The organism is Veillonella parvula, from assembly GCF_032575955.1.
Taxonomy (GTDB): Bacteria; Bacillota; Negativicutes; order Veillonellales; family Veillonellaceae; genus Veillonella; species Veillonella parvula_J.
Genome location: NZ_JAWFXN010000001.1, coordinates 76,650 through 93,374, shown reverse-complemented (window position 1 = coordinate 93,374; position 16,725 = coordinate 76,650). Strand labels below are relative to the sequence as shown.

Annotated in this window: 17 protein-coding genes; 1 reads left to right on the top strand and 16 read right to left on the bottom strand. The window is 38.5% G+C overall.

Going from position 1 to position 16,725, the window contains the following annotated elements; all coding sequences use genetic code 11:
* Nucleotides 1-68 precede the first annotated feature (68 nt).
* The 8 genes from E7L28_RS00415 to thiT form a co-directional block, all read right to left on the bottom strand.
* Entirely contained in the window at nucleotides 69-1,097 is a 1,029-nt protein-coding gene (locus tag E7L28_RS00415) for an AraC family transcriptional regulator (RefSeq protein WP_316711364.1), read from the bottom strand.
* 192 nt (nucleotides 1,098-1,289) lie between these two features.
* The gene (locus E7L28_RS00410) at nucleotides 1,290-1,556 is read right to left on the bottom strand and encodes a SemiSWEET family transporter (protein WP_004698672.1); all 267 of its coding nucleotides are present in this window, start codon (nucleotides 1,554-1,556) and stop codon (nucleotides 1,290-1,292) included.
* A gap of 415 nt (nucleotides 1,557-1,971) precedes the next feature.
* On the bottom strand, nucleotides 1,972-2,994 hold the full coding sequence (locus E7L28_RS00405; RefSeq protein WP_316115200.1) for an AraC family transcriptional regulator: 1,023 nt from the start codon (nucleotides 2,992-2,994) through the stop codon (nucleotides 1,972-1,974).
* A 14-nt stretch (nucleotides 2,995-3,008) separates the two neighbouring features.
* Nucleotides 3,009-3,287, bottom strand: coding sequence for a DEAD/DEAH box helicase family protein (locus tag E7L28_RS00400; RefSeq protein ID WP_155086037.1), 279 nt, complete (start codon nucleotides 3,285-3,287; stop codon nucleotides 3,009-3,011).
* Between the two features lie 49 nt (nucleotides 3,288-3,336).
* On the bottom strand, nucleotides 3,337-3,672 hold the full coding sequence (locus tag E7L28_RS00395; protein ID WP_008714361.1) for a cupin domain-containing protein: 336 nt from the start codon (nucleotides 3,670-3,672) through the stop codon (nucleotides 3,337-3,339).
* A gap of 355 nt (nucleotides 3,673-4,027) precedes the next feature.
* Nucleotides 4,028-5,263 (bottom strand): molybdopterin molybdotransferase MoeA, encoded by a 1,236-nt coding sequence (locus E7L28_RS00390; RefSeq protein ID WP_316711359.1) that lies wholly within the window; start codon nucleotides 5,261-5,263, stop codon nucleotides 4,028-4,030.
* Nucleotides 5,244-6,368, bottom strand: a complete 1,125-nt coding sequence (mobB, locus tag E7L28_RS00385; protein ID WP_077708605.1) for a molybdopterin-guanine dinucleotide biosynthesis protein B — start codon at nucleotides 6,366-6,368, stop codon at nucleotides 5,244-5,246. Before mobB ends, E7L28_RS00390 begins: the two co-directional genes overlap by 20 nt.
* A complete protein-coding gene (gene thiT / locus E7L28_RS00380) occupies nucleotides 6,361-6,891 on the bottom strand; it encodes an energy-coupled thiamine transporter ThiT (protein WP_021148398.1) in 531 nt (176 codons plus the stop codon). The genes mobB and thiT overlap by 8 nt, the downstream gene beginning before the upstream one ends.
* Before the next feature lie 183 nt (nucleotides 6,892-7,074).
* Here thiT and E7L28_RS00375 point away from each other — a divergent pair, with 183 nt between their 5' ends.
* Complete coding sequence (locus E7L28_RS00375) at nucleotides 7,075-8,061, top strand: GMP reductase (protein WP_004696596.1); 987 nt, start codon at nucleotides 7,075-7,077, stop codon at nucleotides 8,059-8,061.
* Nucleotides 8,062-8,198: 137 nt separating this feature from the next.
* Here E7L28_RS00375 and E7L28_RS00370 read toward each other — a convergent pair whose 3' ends face one another.
* The 8 genes from E7L28_RS00370 to E7L28_RS00335 all read right to left on the bottom strand — a co-directional run bounded on the left by E7L28_RS00370 (nucleotide 8,199) and on the right by E7L28_RS00335 (nucleotide 16,661).
* Nucleotides 8,199-9,392: an MFS transporter gene (locus E7L28_RS00370; RefSeq protein ID WP_195394629.1), complete on the bottom strand. Its 1,194-nt coding sequence runs from the start codon at nucleotides 9,390-9,392 to the stop codon at nucleotides 8,199-8,201.
* A gap of 168 nt (nucleotides 9,393-9,560) precedes the next feature.
* Nucleotides 9,561-10,739: a M20 metallopeptidase family protein gene (locus E7L28_RS00365; protein ID WP_316711356.1), complete on the bottom strand. Its 1,179-nt coding sequence runs from the start codon at nucleotides 10,737-10,739 to the stop codon at nucleotides 9,561-9,563.
* A 173-nt stretch (nucleotides 10,740-10,912) separates the two neighbouring features.
* A complete protein-coding gene (locus E7L28_RS00360) occupies nucleotides 10,913-11,095 on the bottom strand; it encodes a hypothetical protein (protein WP_004696604.1) in 183 nt (60 codons plus the stop codon).
* A gap of 137 nt (nucleotides 11,096-11,232) precedes the next feature.
* Nucleotides 11,233-12,420, bottom strand: coding sequence for an aspartate aminotransferase family protein (locus tag E7L28_RS00355; protein WP_004696605.1), 1,188 nt, complete (start codon nucleotides 12,418-12,420; stop codon nucleotides 11,233-11,235).
* 85 nt (nucleotides 12,421-12,505) lie between these two features.
* Entirely contained in the window at nucleotides 12,506-13,363 is an 858-nt protein-coding gene (argB, locus tag E7L28_RS00350; protein WP_004696608.1) for an acetylglutamate kinase, read from the bottom strand.
* 10 nt (nucleotides 13,364-13,373) lie between these two features.
* A complete protein-coding gene (gene argC, locus E7L28_RS00345) occupies nucleotides 13,374-14,324 on the bottom strand; it encodes an N-acetyl-gamma-glutamyl-phosphate reductase (RefSeq protein ID WP_118091691.1) in 951 nt (316 codons plus the stop codon).
* Between the two features lie 110 nt (nucleotides 14,325-14,434).
* Nucleotides 14,435-15,445 (bottom strand): ornithine carbamoyltransferase, encoded by a 1,011-nt coding sequence (gene argF / locus E7L28_RS00340; protein ID WP_004696611.1) that lies wholly within the window; start codon nucleotides 15,443-15,445, stop codon nucleotides 14,435-14,437.
* Between the two features lie 31 nt (nucleotides 15,446-15,476).
* Complete coding sequence (locus E7L28_RS00335) at nucleotides 15,477-16,661, bottom strand: M20 metallopeptidase family protein (RefSeq protein WP_316711355.1); 1,185 nt, start codon at nucleotides 16,659-16,661, stop codon at nucleotides 15,477-15,479.
* Nucleotides 16,662-16,725 lie beyond the last annotated feature (64 nt).

Here is a 16,725-nt window from a genome sequence, read left to right as displayed (position 1 = left end):
TATCCACCTAATTTAATTTTCAAAATCATGAAATTATAGCTAATTACAAGTTATTATAAGAATGAAAATTATGATTGTAATCTTTTTATAACCATCTCAAGTTGGTCTCTAACATCCTGTAACTTTTGATTAGCCTCATCTAATCTATTCTTATCGATAGAGACATCTTGATAGGGTAAGTAAGTTTGTAAAATGTCTATAATATCTTCTTCCTGAGTAGAAATAATTTCCTTCCAATCATGTAATTTTGTCTTACGCCCCATCTCTTTTGCTTGCTTTCTATATTCAGATGGTGTTGTATGGAAATGTTTCTTGAAGGCCACATTAAAGGCTTTAATATCTGCAAAACCACAACTACTCGCAATATGTGCTACTCCATCTTCAGAGTTAGCTAAACGAACTGTAGCCTCTCGTAATCTCAACCGCAACAAATACTCTAAAAAGGAAACCCCTAATTGGCGTTTAAAAAATTGAGATGTATAGTTCACATTATAACCGCCTATTTTAGCAATATCTTCTAACTCTATCTTCTGCTTATAGTTTTCATCAATATAGGCAATCATTTTATCAAAGGTAGCTACAGTCATATCAGCAGGCTTTGTATGTATAGGGATAGTCTTAACCGCATCAATTTCACGATATATATCACTCGTCATGGCTAAAAAGTGACTCTCCAACCATAATTGACGATCAGGACTTTCACTATTCACCATTAACAACATCATTTGTGCCGCAAGATAACGTAAGAACGTAAAGAATTCATTATCCCTATTAGTTTTATCTGAGCGCAATACAAATTGGTACATGCCGAAGTTAGGATCAAAGTATTGGAAAAACTCCTTACTTACATGAATAACAAGAGCTGTTGTATCCTCCTCTAAGGCCAACGTAGCATGACCTACTTGAGGAGAAATAATAATGGTATCAAGAGGTTCCATTGTAAAAACCTCACTATTACAACTCATGTCGATTCTGCCCTTTAACAAGATCAAGACTTCAACGCCACTGTGCCAGTTGTAATGATATGTACTAACCTTATATATATCACTATTGAAATCTATATGATTGTGTTTATAGGTATAGTGAAAGTAGTCCATAACAACGTAACCCCCCTCATAAAATCAAATAAATACCTCTCAATTATTTACATAAAAAATGCACCCCTTATTAATCAAAGGGATGCATTCATTATGATATATATAATTAATAACGGTCAACAGTAATCTTATTTTATATATTAATAAATTATAGTTTTATGCTTCTATAGCATTATATATCTATTCTTAAAATTACATAACCGCTGTAATAGCCGCTGCTAAACCAAAGAAGATACCTGGTGCATTGGCTAATGCTACTGGAATATCTCTATGTTCTTTAAACAAACCATACGCTACCCATAATGTACAGTTGATTGCAGCTACAAGTGGTTGAATCCAATCACCAGTACCTGGGTGTGCAAGGTTATGCATGATTTGTGGGAAATAAGATACATACATAGCTACAGCAGTAACAGTTGCAACTTTACCTACGTTTTCCATAAATTTTACTTGATTCATATATCCTCCAAAATTATAACTTACTAATTTTTTTACTCCTGATGAGATATATTCTACTCAGTTTAGTGAATATAACTATCCAAATTAAAAGGTAATTTTTATATTAAAATCAACGAAAAAAGATAGATTTCTCTCGATTTATTGTATTTTGGGACTATAACAATATATAAATTCACCCGGAAAATACATATAAAAAAGCACTACTTATCAACAGTAGTGCTTTTTCAATAACTTTATAGGGTTTCTTGATATAGAAATTTACCCAATTCTAATCTTTCTATATGTGTCATAAATTCATCAAAATAATTTGCTTACCAAACTCTTATCACAAGAATATAGCTACTATAAGAATTAGCTACTATAAGAATTAGTTACTATAAGAATCTAGTTGCCATAGAGATATAACAAAATACCTTTATAAATCCTTTACTACATCTGCTAACTTTTCTTTCAAAGATTCCAATTTTTTACTCATAAATTCCAATTCGCTCTTAGCTCGGGAATCATCTTCATACGACAAGAATGAATGCAATATATCAAGAACATCTTGATTGTCTACAGAAATAATTTCTTTCCAATCTTGTAAGACGGTTTTACGCCCAATGCTTTTGACTTGCTTACGATATTCTGTGGGGGTCATATTAAAGTGTTTTTTAAAAGCCACATTAAAGGCTTTCACATCTGCAAATCCACAATCGCTTGCAATTCTTGCGACAGCCTCATCCGTACTAGCTAAGCGAACAGTAGCGTCACGGATTCTTAACCTCAATACATACTCAACAAATGAAATCCCCATTTGCCGTTTAAAAAACTGCGATGTATAGGCAATATTATAGCCTCCAATTTTAGCAATATCTTCTAACTCTATTTTCTGCTCATATTGCTCATCGATATAGGCAATCATTTTATCAAAAGATGCTGGTTTTATATCGCCAGGTCTAGCATTTTCGTGAACCTTTTTAATCGGATCAAACTCTCTAAATACATCACCGGCCAAAGCTAAGTAATGATGTTCTATCCACATTCGATATACTGGGCTTTCACCTTTAGTCATCAACAACATCGTCATAGCAGCATGATGGCGTAAGGTTGTAAAGAATTCGTTATGACGCGTACTATCATCTGAACGCAAAACAAATTGGTACGATCCAAAATCCGGATCATACTGTTGATAGAACTCGTTACCTACATGAATAACAAAGGCTATAGCATCCTCTTCGAGGGCTAATGTTGCATGCCCTACTTGAGGAGAGATAATCACAACATCAAGAGGTTTCAACGTAAACACCTCACCATTGCAACTCATCTCAACACTACCTTTTAACAAGATAAAAATCTCTGTTTCTGCATGCCAGTTGTAATGATATGTACTAACCCTATATATGTTGCTGCTAAACTCTATATAATTATGTTTATATGAATAGTCAAAATAGTCCATTACACTTTTGCTCCCTAAGGTAATTTCGCTCTTAACGCCAGTTCTTGTGCTTTACCTACATTTAACAAATCAGTTTCATCCTGTGTCCAAGTACCAAATAACACGTTCTCTACAATAGTGCCAACTGGTTCGGTACATTGTTTGGAATTATACACTTGTACTAAATTCCGTTTATATACTTGAATACTTTCAAATAATCCACTTTGTTCTAATTCATTAATATTAAATACCAAAGATTTCACAATTCCATCGTGATGCTCTTTAGGTGTAGCTCTAGCTTGTAAAGAATACATATAAAATGCACCCCTTATTGATCTAAGGGATGCATTTATTATGATATATTTATTTAACTACGGTCAACAGCATCTTGAAGCTTTCTCGTGCATCCAAACTATGAGGCACTTCAGACGGCATGATCAAGGTTTCACCAGCTTTCACAGTATGTTCCACATCACCAACAACGATATGCGCCTCACCATCGAGGATTTGCACAATCGCATCGCCTACTGTTACATGCGTAGAGATTTCTTCCCCCTTAGGCAGCGCAAATAGTGTAATGCTGAGTCGCTCATTTTGAGCAATTGTAATACTAATCACTTGTCCCTCTTTATACTCTAGGTGCTCACCTAGATGTAAAATTTCGTTTACTGGGATATTTTTTGTGAAAGTCTTACTCATAGAAATCACTCCTTATATAGCTATATAATAGTAAAAGTAAATAAAAAGTAGATTAAAACAATTTTATCAAAACCAATTGATATAACTAAAAAAATATCCTTCCCTTAATTTTGTTATAATTTAATTGAGATTTAATTTCAGTATCTTTGGTAACAAAATTAAAATTATTTTGGATAAACGAAATATTTTGAATAAACGCAAAGACGAGGCCTCCTAAGAAACCTCGTCTTTTTACATTATGATTAGCTATAAATATTATAGTTTTTTAACTAGTATATTTGTATCTATAACTCTAAAACTCTATAACTCTAAAAAATCTAACGCCTTAAAGTAAGAATCTAAAAATCAAAAGGGTCTAAACTGCAGGCAGCAAGCCTAATAGATACACATTAAATGTATCACCAGGATGTACTTCATGAGTTCCTCGTGGAATACATGCCAACGCATTCACAGTATATAGCCCTAACATACTACTACTATTAAAGTGACGATTAGCCACAAAACGTGGCGCTCCACCGCAAAATATGACTTTCCCTTGTACATAACGATCAAAAGCATTACGTTTGAAGATTTCTGTATCCATTACACAAGCCACCACTGGAGTCGTCCAATTAGCCAACCCTTTATAACGCTTCAAGGTAGGCGCTACGATTAAATGCCATCCATTAAAGGCAGCCCCTGGATTACCGGACAAACCAAAGATAATCTGACCTTTCGTGGTAACCGCACCATAGGATGCTGCACCCGGTCGCATTTGAATACGGGCATAAATAGATTCTGCCCCCAATTTTTCATAAATAAGAGGCATCGTATCAAAAAGACCTACCGATACACCACCAGAACTGATAATAATATCTGCTTCTTCACTAAGTTTCAAAACATGATTGATTTCAGAATCTAGCTCCTCCGGAGCATCACTTACATGATAGTGTATTATCTTGTGAAACCCTAAATCCTCCAAGAGCCCACAAATCATAGCTCGATTAGAGTTGTAAATTTTACCAGGTGTTAAACTTTCACCAGGTTCAATAACCTCATGACCAGAGGTAAGAACTAATACACGAGGCATAGCATTAACAGATATCTCCGTCATACCTAGCCCCGTCAAAATGGTTTGTACTGTAGATGTTACCTCTGTACCACGTGGGATTACAATGGTGCCGGCAACACACTCCTCACCTTGTGGAATAATATGATCACCACAATGATATTTGCCTTGAATCGTAATTGTAGTTTGTGGTTCACCAGTGCCAACCACTTGTTCTTGCATGATGACAGTATCACATGTATCTGGTACCGGTGCACCAGTCATAATACGCACCGCATGACCAACGTCTACGGGATGTTCCCATACAACACCAGCACCAATAATACCGTCAACGATATATTCATTACGACCTTCTTCGTAGGCGATGGCATAACCATCCATAGCAGATTTTGGGAATGCAGGTACGTCTGTGGGTGCAATAATGTCCTCTGCTAACACGTACCCCTTCGCAGCCTTAACATCTATTGTTTCAACTTTATGAACTTGCGTTTGTAAGGCTTCATCCCATAATTGGAGAGCCTTCTCAACAGTAACGACGGCCATTTAAACTCCTCATCATTTCCTGTATGTGGCGTACCAATTCAGGTACGTCTTGATCCAATTTGCCAATTTCTATCGTCGCCACTCGGTCCATCGGATCCGAGATTAGCTCTTCCGTATATCCCTCTTGAGTAACCTCTATAATTGGGGCAATCCCTTGGGATCTCGTTTCTAGTATAACTATATCTACAGGCATAAACTGTGATATTTCATACAAGTTGGATTGTTCTTTCGTGCGTATACGAATCGCTGTTTCAGTAGGCCCTGCAATTGCAACCGCATCAGCTCCAGCTTTATAGACAAGGTCTGTATCTGTTCCTTCATGATCCATCTGAAAGCCATGCTTATCGCTTTTTACTACACCAACCGATAAACCGATATTTTGTAACTCAGACACAAGACGCGTTACAACAGTTGTCTTACCTGTTTTACGTTTTGATGCGACCACACTAATTAAAGGTACACGGCGAAATTCATTTTCCGCCAAAGCTCGCGCCCATTGATAATCTTCAAAGCGATTAATATTACTTAATTCCCAGCTATAGTCAGTAGCATCAATGGACTCAATATGCCCAATGACGTCAAGAGCATGATGCAAGGATACATTTTCGCCAACAAGAATAGATTGAATTAAGGACGCAATATATGGCCTATAAATACCGGCCATCGGCTCAGATTTTCCACTTTCACTATATGGGACAATGGCATTCCAATCATTATGCTCTACTTGATAGAGCCAATCATAATACAAATCCATTTCCATGAATGGCATATCTACTGCCATTACTGCATAAGCAGAACTAGTACCAACCGCTAGAGTGCTATACAGCCCCCCTAAAGGTCCGCATCGCCCAACAGAATCCCGAACAATAGAAACCTTATTTTTCTCATCATTCGATAATGTATCTATAATATGGGTCTGTATAGCAAGTCCTAATTGCTCGTCATCACCGATGGAGATAAGAATATCTTGAACATCTGCATCTAAGCCCTTACGAAGGGCATGAGATATAAGACTTTCACCATTAATCCAAGGCAACAAAGCTTTAGGTTGCCCCATTCTAGTGCTGAGTCCTCCAGCCAAAATAATTAAACCTAATTTATCCACGACGTTGTAAACCTCGTTTAACTCCTTGGTAAATGAATAGTAAAACTGCAATATTTAAAAGGCCATCTGGCACCATATAGGATGCATTATAAATCATAGAATAAACCCAAGGATTCTGCCCTTGCGGAGCATAGCTAGCAAAGACTACAGCACCGCTCGTAACAGATGCCCCCCAACGCAATACAATACCTACGATGGATCCAGTGATAAGTCCAGAAAGAGAATCTTTAAAGTAACCACAAACGCCAATAGCACCGTAAGCAACCAAGTAGTCTAATACAATACTTAAATAATGAACAGATGATTTAAAGCCTAAAATAAAGTGTAATATACCATATACAACACCTACGAAGATACCTCGTGTTCCGCCCCAACGATATGCGTAAATCATGAGTGGTACCAAAGCTGCCGCCTTAATAGAGCCCCCCTGTGGCATATGAAAAATCGTAATAAATGACAACACTTGAGCAATGGCAATTGCTACGCCAGCTTCAGTAAGCATACGGATTTTAGACTGTTCCACATTAATCAACCTCCTTTTACCATATATCTATAAATGAATATATTATTTATACAATCTACTTGTATTGTACTACAGTTTATCCCTTACACCAAACAAAATATTCGGAACGTATTGAAAATTTTATGAGTCTCTTGTATAATGGTACAGGTTCAATATGTAATACTCGAAGGAGATATAGAAACTATGATTAATACAACTAACATCTTTGATTATGAAGACGTGCAATTGATTCCTAACAAATGTATTGTCTCCAGTCGTAGCGAATGTGATACACATGTAAAATTAGGTAAACGCACATTCCGCTTGCCAGTAGTACCTGCTAATATGCAAACTATTATCGACGAAGAGTTGGCTGAAAAATTAGCTCGTGAAGGGTATTTCTATATCATGCATCGTTTCCAACCAGAACGTCGTATGGACTTTGTAAAACGTATGCACGACCTTAACCTATATTCTTCTATTTCTATCGGCGTAAAAGCTGAAGAATTTGCTTTAGTTGATGAATTTAAGAAAGCAAACTTAACCCCAGAATATATCACTATTGATATTGCACATGGTCATTCCAATGCGGTCATCGAAATGATTCAATACATAAAAAAGAACTTACCTGAAACCTTCATTATCGCTGGTAATGTAGGCACTCCAGAAGCAGTTCGTGAACTAGAAAATGCTGGTGCTGATGCGACTAAAGTAGGCATCGGTCCTGGTAAAGTATGTATCACAAAATTGAAAACTGGCTTTGGTACTGGTGGCTGGCAATTAGCGGCTGTTCGCTGGTGCGCAAAAGCAGCTACTAAACCTATCATCGCTGACGGCGGTATTCGTGACCATGGAGATATCGCAAAATCCATTCGCTTTGGTGCTACTATGGTTATGATTGGCTCCCTCTTTGCAGGTCACGAGGAATCCCCAGGAGAAGAAAAGATTGTTGACGGCAAAGCTGTAAAAGAATACTTTGGTTCCGCTTCTGAGTTCCAAAAAGGGGAACGCAAAAATGTAGAAGGTAAAAAAATCTTCATCGATTCCAAAGGTTCTATCTTCGATACATTAACTGAAATGGAACAAGATTTACAATCCGCTATTTCTTACGCTGGCGGTACGACTCTACAAGCCATTCGCAAAGTAGACTATGTGCTTGTTAAAAACTCCATCTTCAATGGCGATCGCTAATCTAATCAATATATAATGATAGTTCTAAAAGCCACAGGTTCTAGACCTGTGGCTTTTTAATGCGAGAAATACATAAAATATAAAAATATGAAGAAGGAGCTACGATACGAAAATCGTAGCTCCTTAATTATAGGCTATTAAATTTGTTCTTCACTAAGACCACAGTCTTTACTCATTAAATGGTATGCGTATTTACCAATACCTGCACTTACAACAAGCAATATAGTCAATACGATAAATGCTACTGTAAGACTTGTACCGTGCGCAATGAAACCAATTAAGGCAGGTCCCATCAAAATACCCATATAACCGAGCATTGTGGATGTTGCGACCGCTTGTGTCATAGGAATGACATTTTGTTCCCCCATTGCAGAGAATAGGTTTGGTACTATCATAGCTAATGAAATACCCAATAATAAGTAAGTATACATGGATGCATGACCTGGCAAGAACACGATAAGCCCCATCGCAATAGAGCCAAGTAAGTAGCCACCAACAACAACTTGCTTTGATGTTAAGTGTTTACCTAATCTATTACCAAGCAAACGGCCTATACACATAGTACCATTAAAGAGCATTACACCCATGACAGCCTCTTCGATAACAATCCCTTTATCTTCAAATAAATATAATGCACTCCAATCCCCTACAGCACCTTCTACCAAGTAAGAAACAAAGGACAATAAACCAAAAATAAGAGCGATTGGATGAAAGGACAATGGGCTTTTAGATTTTTTAGTAACCTTTGCATTTGGATCACTACCAAAGGTCAACATAAATTGGCTGACTACAACCATCGCAATAAATAGTACGATGAGAAGTCCCCAAATACTTTGATTAACAGGCAGCGATAAGATTTTTAAAAGCACAAGCAAAACACCGGCACCAGCAAAACCACCTAAGCTCCAGCCACCGTGATAGGCGCCCATTAAATGTTTTTTGCTCACCTTTTCTGTTAGGATAGCTTGTAAATTAGCAGAAGCACCACTAAGGCCTACACCAATACCAAAAAAGAACAGGGCTACTGTTGTTGTAGCAATAGTAGGACACATAGTAACGATGGCAAGAGATACCATACCAATAAAGCTAGCTAACAAAACGACTCTCTTACACCCAAAGCTTTCTACAAGCTTACCTGCTATAGCCATGGATAAACAAGAACCTACACCGAGCAACAAGATCATGGAACCTAATACATCTTCACCAATACTAAGCTTTGCTTTTAAATATGGCACAAAACCAGCCCATAAAGCTGTGTACATACCAGGGATAAAGAATGCCCCAAAAGCACCACGAATATTTGCTGTTGAAATAGAAACTTGATCGTTCATTACATCCTTTCTGGCTTCTAGAACCGTCCGGCGAAGAAAGGCCCTTTTTATCCGCAAAGCACTAAAACTTATACTTTAACAGGAAACCATTTTAATTACATATGATTTAATATTGGAATATAATAAACCCCTTTACGAAAAATGTAAAGGGGTTTATTATATTAAAATTTATTTATTTTCTTGTAACCAAGCAATGGCATATTCCGCATACACCGCTGATGCTGCAGATAATACGGTATCATCCATATTAAATCTATTATTATGGTGATCGAAGGTAGCTTCTACATCAGGGTTTTGAATACCAATAAAGGCAAAGCATCCTGGTTTATCTTGTAAATACCATGCAAAATCTTCCCCCGGCATTACTTTACGCATCTTAGAAAGCTTGTCCTTACCTAATGTATCAATAACGACACGTTCTGCCAGTTCACTGGATTCAGGATCATTAATAGTAGGGGGCACTTTTTTTATATATTCTAATGTAACAGTCGCTCCATAGGCCTCTGCAGTGTGTTCTACAATGCGGCGAATAGTATCGACAATATATTGTTCTTGGTTTGGATCAAAGAAACGAACTGTACCGCCTAGGGAAGCTTCCCCAGGGATGACATTCCATTCTGAGCCAGAATGAATATTGCCAATCGTAACAACGACGGAATCAAGGGCACTCACATTGCGAGAAACCACGGTTTGTAAATTCATAACGATGGCACTAGCCACCACGATAGCATCAATCGCTTGATGAGGCTGTGCACCATGACCTTGTTTGCCTTTTACATTAATAGTAATCTGGCTACTCGCAGCCATACGAGGACCCTCTTCTACAGACATGAGTCCCGCTGACAAATCGATCCACACATGCCCTCCAAAGATAGCATCTACCTTATCATACCAATCGCCAAATTTAATGAAATCCGGAGCCCCTGCTCCAGTTTCTTCCGCAGGTTGGAATGCTAAATACACATCGCCTTCAATACGGTCTTTCATAGACATTAGCATCTTAGCCGCACCTAATAAAATAGCCATATGTCCATCATGACCGCAAGCGTGCATTTTGCCTTCTACTTCTGATTTATAGTCCACTGCATTATGTTCATGAACAGGCAGTGCATCGATATCGGCACGCAACGCGATAGCCTTTCCATGTTTAGCACCATGGATAATGCCGATTAAGCCGATACCACGTTCTGTGTCTACATGAACCTCTACGCCCATTGATTCTAGTTCTTTAGCGAGTGTCTTTGTCGTCTCAAACTCTTCATTGCTGAGCTCTGGATGTTTATGAAAATATCTACGCCAATTTTGAACGTAGCCTTTATATTGCTCTATTAAATCGCGACTATGCATCGTATCGCCTCCTCTAATATCAATATGCATCGCTAATATATAACGATTAAACAGTCTCCGAATTTATAAATACAAAACCTACATGCACCAAGAAAAACCCCTTATTTAGGGGAATAACATGGTAAAAGTAAAAGAAAACGACAGGCAGCGCGCCATGTCGTTTTCTCAGTTTCTTATCGGTTGCGCAATACTGCTTGTACCGCTAAGGATACAACAGCTGTTGCAACTGTCACAGCAGCGGTGATTTTCGCCGTTGTGATAATTTCTTCTTTTGTAGGTTTTGCTTTAGCTGCAATGTCCAACGTTTTTGCTACCGCTGGAACCAATACTTCATTACGTAAGGATTCTGTATTCATATTTACTCCTCCAATATAGACTGTTTCTTTTAGGGTAACACGAATACGGAGTAAAGTCTATATAATCATCGGTTTATTTCCATAGTTCAATGTTACATAACTATAGTAAACAATATTTATGAAAGTTAAACAAAATCTTACTGTGCCGCTAATTCTTCAATTACATCAGCTAAAATAGCAATAGCTTTTTCTAATTGTTCTTGCGGAATATTAAGAGCTGGTAAAAGACGCACCTTATTTTTAGCAGATAAGCATACTACACCTTTCTCAAGACATTTAGCTATAACAGCTTTAGCATCAACCGTAGTTTCAATGCCAAGCATAAGGCCCATACCGCTAACACCAAGAATGCCAGTTTTACCAGTTAAGGTAGCCTTTACATATTCCCCTTTTGCTTTTACAGAGTCAAGGAGTTCAGGAGTTAACCGGCTAATAATAGTATTACCTGCAGCTGCGCAGATTGGATTACCTCCAAAAGTAGTAGCATGAGCACCAGCATTTAATACATATTGCATCTTTTCATTGAATAAGGTGGCACCCATGGGTAGACCTCCGGCCAAACCTTTTGCAGTAGATACCACATCTGGTTCGATACCAAATTGTTGGTATGCATATAAGCTGCCAGTCCGACCATTACCAGTTTGTACCTCATCGATGAGTACCAGTTGATCGTGTTCATGAGCATATTTTGTTACGCTTTGGACAAACTCCTTATCTAATGGCATAACACCACCTTCACCTTGAATAGGTTCCATCATGATGGCACAAACAGCTGGATTAGCAAGGGCTTTCAAAGCCGCATCAATATCATTGGCTGGGGTATAAATAAAGCCTTCCGTAAATGGGAAGAAATGTTGATGGAATACATCTTGTCCTGTCGCGGACAAGGTGGTAATAGTACGACCGTGGAAACTATTGACTAAGGTAACAATTATATGACGCCCTTCGCCGTATTTGTCATGGCTATATTTACGCGCTGCCTTAATCGCACATTCGTTAGACTCCGCACCAGAGTTAGAAAAAAATACCTTTTTCATCCCCGTTTTCGCACAGAGCTGTTTCGCTAGCTCAATTTGTGGCAAGGAATAGTATAAATTAGAAATATGATTCAATGCATGAGACTGCTTAGTAACAGCCTCAGTCCACTCATCATCATCAACGCCAAAAGCGGTTACGCCAATACCAGAACCAAGGTCGATGTACTCTTTACCATCTACGTCCCACAAGAGAGAACCTTTTCCTTTTTCAAAGCATACGTTGAACCGACCATACGTATTGGCTATATATTCTTTATCTTGTTGTTCAAAATCGATTGCATTACTCATTATATCCTCCAAATGTACGGTCATGCCGTCGTCTATCTATGTAAAAGATACCCAATAGATGATTACCAGTATTATGTTTACTATATTAAGCAACAAACATTGTACCAAGGCCTTCATCGGTTAATAACTCGATAAGAATGGCATGTGGAATTTCACCATTAATGATGAATACCTTTTGTGCCCCTGCTTCTATGGCCTCTAAGCAGCAATCTACCTTTGGAATCATACCGCCTGCAATGACGCCATCCGCTTTTAACTGAGCTGCCTCGGCCATTGTAATTTTAGAAATTAAAGAATCTGGATCATGCACATCTCGCAGTACACCATCAATATTAGTCATAGCCACCATGGTTTCCGCCTTGAGAGCGCCCGCAATTTTCGCGGCTACCGTATCAGCATTAATATTATATGTCTTGCCATCGGCTCCCATGCCGATAGAAGAAATAACCGGAATATAGCCACGGCTAATTACGTCATGGATAATACTCGTATCAATGGTATCAATATAACCTACATAACCAAGTTCTTCGTTTTGTTTATGAACTTGAATCATGTTGCCATCTACACCACAAAGGCCAACAGCTTTGCCACCAAGATCCGTTAAATCCGCCACGAGCCCTTTATTCACCTTGCCGGCTAGCACCATTTGTACAACATCCATCGTTGCTTCATCGGTAACGCGTAATCCATTAGCAAAATGTGATTCAATTTGCATCGCCTCTAAGGTACTATTAATAGCTGGACCACCACCATGAACGAGGACTACTTTTACCCCCACTAATTGAAGTAATAGTAAATCCTTCATGACAGATTTCTTTAACTCTTCATCCACCATGGCATTGCCACCGTATTTAACGACAACGTACTGGTCTGTGTATTGTTTTATATATGGAACGGCCGCCGTTAAGATATGCGCCCGCATTGCATTTGTTACATTCTTCATAGATTCCTCTCTAACCTAATACTAAACCAGTATCCTCTGGTAACCCCAATGCAATATTCATACATTGAACGGCGGCACCCGATGCACCTTTACCTAAATTATCGAAAATGGCGTGAACCATGATGCGTTCATCGTTACCAGTGACATAGATTTTCATACTGTCCGTATTGCTCAATTGATTAGCGTTTAACATACCGCTATTGCTATTTTCAGTAAATGGTGCAACCGTAACGATTGTACTATCTTTGTAAAAGTATTCTAACGTTTGTTGTACCTTATCAATACAAACAGGTTTATGACATAAACGACTATGAATACCTACGGTAACCTCCATTCCAGAGTAGTAATCATCAACAATTGGCATAAAAATTGGAGCTTCACTAAGGCCGCATACATGTTGTACTTCGGGTAAATGTTTATGTTCTTGGCCAAGCCCATATTGACGAGGCGCATAAAGGAAATAGTCCTTAGGACTACTTTCATATTGGCCAATCATCTTCTTACCACCACCGCTATAGCCTGTTAAGGATGTAATAGTGAAAGGATAATCCGCTGGCACGAGCCCTTCTTTTACAAGAGGTGCTATGCAAGCTATCATACCACTTGCATGACAGCCAGGATTTGCAATATGTTTTTTAGTAGCAATAGCTGTCTTATAATTAGTACCAAGCTCTGGGAAACCATAGGCCCAATCAGAATCAGTTCTAAAAGCAGTAGATGTATCGATTACCTTGCACGGCAAGTCACCGATAACCGCCATAATATCTTTAGATGCCGCATCAGGTAAACAAAGAAATACGATGTCTGCCTTTTTTGCAACCACTTTAATGGCCTCTACATTTTTGCGATCCTCATCAGCAGTCGCTAAGAGTTCTATATCTTTTCGATCGGATAATCGTTCATGAATTCTAAGACCCGTTGTGCCTTCATGACCGACAATAAATACTCTATGGGGTGTCATAATAAACCTCAATTCTCACCTATTGGTGACTCACACCTATTTATATAGCCCTTTATCCAATATAAATAGAAAACAAACGATACCATACATCACCATTTAGGAAGATGAACTTATTTCAATGGATAATTTCCAAAGGTAGCAACCATAACTGCCTTAATCGTGTGGAGACGATTTTCTGCTTCTTGGAACGCCAATGAGTTTGGACCTTCGAATACCTCTTCGGTTACCTCAATGCCATCCATGCCAAACCGTTCATAAATATCTTTACCTACTTGTGTTTCTGTGTTGTGGAACGCAGGTAAACAGTGACAGAACTTAGTATTGGGATTACCAGTTAATGCCATCATTTCTGCATTTACTTGGAACGGTTTAAATGTATTGATACGTTCCTCCCACATATCGTAAGTATCGCCCATCGTTACCCACACACCAGTGTAAATGACATCTAAGCCTTTAACACCTTCAGCTACATCATCTGTACAAGTGATAGTAGCACCTGTTTCTTTAGCCACCTTTAAGCACTCTTCGTAGAATGGACCAGCTGGCCAGTATTGTTTAGGACCAATAAGTCTGAAATCCATCCCCATTTTAACGGCACCACTCATCAAAGCATTGCACATATTAGATTGACCATGACCTACATAGGCAAAAGAAATTTCATTCAACGGTTTGTCGATATTTTCTTGAAGTGTTAAGAAATTGGCTAATGTTTGTGTAGGATGATCCATATCGGTAAGCCCATTCCAAACTGGCACACCAGAGTATTCCTCCAATGTATCTACGTCCTTTTGGTCAAAGCCTCTAAACTCGATGGCATCATACATGGAACCGAGAACACGAGCCGTGTCCTTTAAGGATTCTTTCTTATTCATTTGAGAACCTGTAGGACCAAGATATGTTGTAAAAGCACCTTGGTCAGCTGCCCCTACCTCAAAAGCACAGCGGGTCCGCGTTGAGTCTTTTTCAAAAATTAGAACAAAGTTTTTACCTTCTAATGTTTTAATTTCCTTACCCGCTTTTTTATCTGCTTTTAATTTAGCTGCTAAATCTAAAAAGTATTTAATTTCCTCTGGTGTATATTGAAGCATTGTTTTAAATGATGTATGTTGTAAACTTTTCATGATAACCTCTTATTTCAAACTATGTGTTTAACTACTTTTCTTGTAAATATTCGGCGGCAATAGCTGCCATCATTGTTATACTAGGTTCGAGGATGCTTTCATCGATGGTGAAAGCCTCATTATGTAAGGCCGGATTGCCTTCAAAGCCAGTGCCTAACCAAAGGAACGCACCTTTGATTTTATGAAGATAGGCGGAGAAGTCTTCTGCTGCCATAGATGGGAACTCAGGATGTACCACTGCGTCTTTACCAAGATATTTCTCTACAATGGATGTGGCATAATCAATGGCCTCTGGATTATTGATAGTTGCACCATGTCCCCTTTTATAATCCAAAGTGCTTTCCGTTTTAAACATCACATCGAGGGCCTGTAAACTTTCACCTAATCGTCGCTCAATATAATCACGTTTCTCTGGTTCATAGGTACGACATGTACCTTCTAGATATACATCGCCACAGCCTACATTGTATCGATCACCGCCATTTATAACACCTATGGTACATACAAGATTTTCCATAGGATTCGTTTCACGAGCTACCATAGACTCCACATTTACAATCCAGTTCGCTGCGGCTACAATAGCATCAATCCCATTGTGAGGCTCCGCACCATGGGTTGATTTGCCCTTAATATGTACAAGGAAGTGATCTGATGCAGCCATCAAATTACCTTTTTTTAGACCTACAGTGCCAACGGGTAATTGTGGCCATACATGAAGTCCATATATTTCATCTACGTCATCAAGGATACCGCTATCTACAATACCTTGTGCTCCTGGGAATAATGCTTCCTCTTCGGAAGGCTGGAATACAAGTTTTACAGTGCCGTGCAATTGATCTTTAATAGACTGTAAAATCGCTGCTGCACCAAGCAAGATTGCCATGTGGCTATCATGACCACAAGCATGCATAACGCCTTCATTTTGTGAAGCAAAGGGCAAGCCTGTTATTTCATGTATGGGTAATGCATCCATATCGGCACGCAATGCAATAACAGGGCCTGTATGAGCACCTTCTATCTTACCGATAACAGCATAATCAGAAATATCGTTTACAAAGGGAATTCCTAGTTCACCAAGCACCTTTTGAATAAATAAAGATGTATGTTTCTCTTCACCAGATAACTCTGGATGGCTATGAATATGTCGGCGCCATTCCACAACTTGTTCTTTATATTGGGAGGCATATTTCTTAATTAAATCTTGTAAAACATTCATTAGGCTATCTCCTTTATACACGATATGTATATTTTATACATATTTTGTGTATTTTTATAATCTA

Bases quoted from the DNA above. Each gene is read 5' to 3' on its own strand.
- E7L28_RS00415 (WP_316711364.1), bottom strand. From the start codon at position 1,097: ATGGACTACTTTCACTATACCTATAAACACAATCATATAGATTTCAAT.
- E7L28_RS00410 (WP_004698672.1), bottom strand. From the start codon at position 1,556: ATGAATCAAGTAAAATTTATGGAAAACGTAGGTAAAGTTGCAACTGTT.
- E7L28_RS00405 (WP_316115200.1), bottom strand. From the start codon at position 2,994: ATGGACTATTTTGACTATTCATATAAACATAATTATATAGAGTTTAGC.
- E7L28_RS00400 (WP_155086037.1), bottom strand. From the start codon at position 3,287: ATGTATTCTTTACAAGCTAGAGCTACACCTAAAGAGCATCACGATGGA.
- E7L28_RS00395 (WP_008714361.1), bottom strand. From the start codon at position 3,672: ATGAGTAAGACTTTCACAAAAAATATCCCAGTAAACGAAATTTTACAT.
- E7L28_RS00390 (WP_316711359.1), bottom strand. From the start codon at position 5,263: ATGGCCGTCGTTACTGTTGAGAAGGCTCTCCAATTATGGGATGAAGCC.
- E7L28_RS00375 (WP_004696596.1), top strand. From the start codon at position 7,075: ATGATTAATACAACTAACATCTTTGATTATGAAGACGTGCAATTGATT.
- E7L28_RS00370 (WP_195394629.1), bottom strand. From the start codon at position 9,392: ATGAACGATCAAGTTTCTATTTCAACAGCAAATATTCGTGGTGCTTTT.
- E7L28_RS00365 (WP_316711356.1), bottom strand. From the start codon at position 10,739: ATGCATAGTCGCGATTTAATAGAGCAATATAAAGGCTACGTTCAAAAT.
- E7L28_RS00360 (WP_004696604.1), bottom strand. From the start codon at position 11,095: ATGAATACAGAATCCTTACGTAATGAAGTATTGGTTCCAGCGGTAGCA.
- E7L28_RS00355 (WP_004696605.1), bottom strand. From the start codon at position 12,420: ATGAGTAATGCAATCGATTTTGAACAACAAGATAAAGAATATATAGCC.
- argB (WP_004696608.1), bottom strand. From the start codon at position 13,363: ATGAAGAATGTAACAAATGCAATGCGGGCGCATATCTTAACGGCGGCC.
- argC (WP_118091691.1), bottom strand. From the start codon at position 14,324: ATGACACCCCATAGAGTATTTATTGTCGGTCATGAAGGCACAACGGGT.
- argF (WP_004696611.1), bottom strand. From the start codon at position 15,445: ATGAAAAGTTTACAACATACATCATTTAAAACAATGCTTCAATATACA.
- E7L28_RS00335 (WP_316711355.1), bottom strand. From the start codon at position 16,661: ATGAATGTTTTACAAGATTTAATTAAGAAATATGCCTCCCAATATAAA.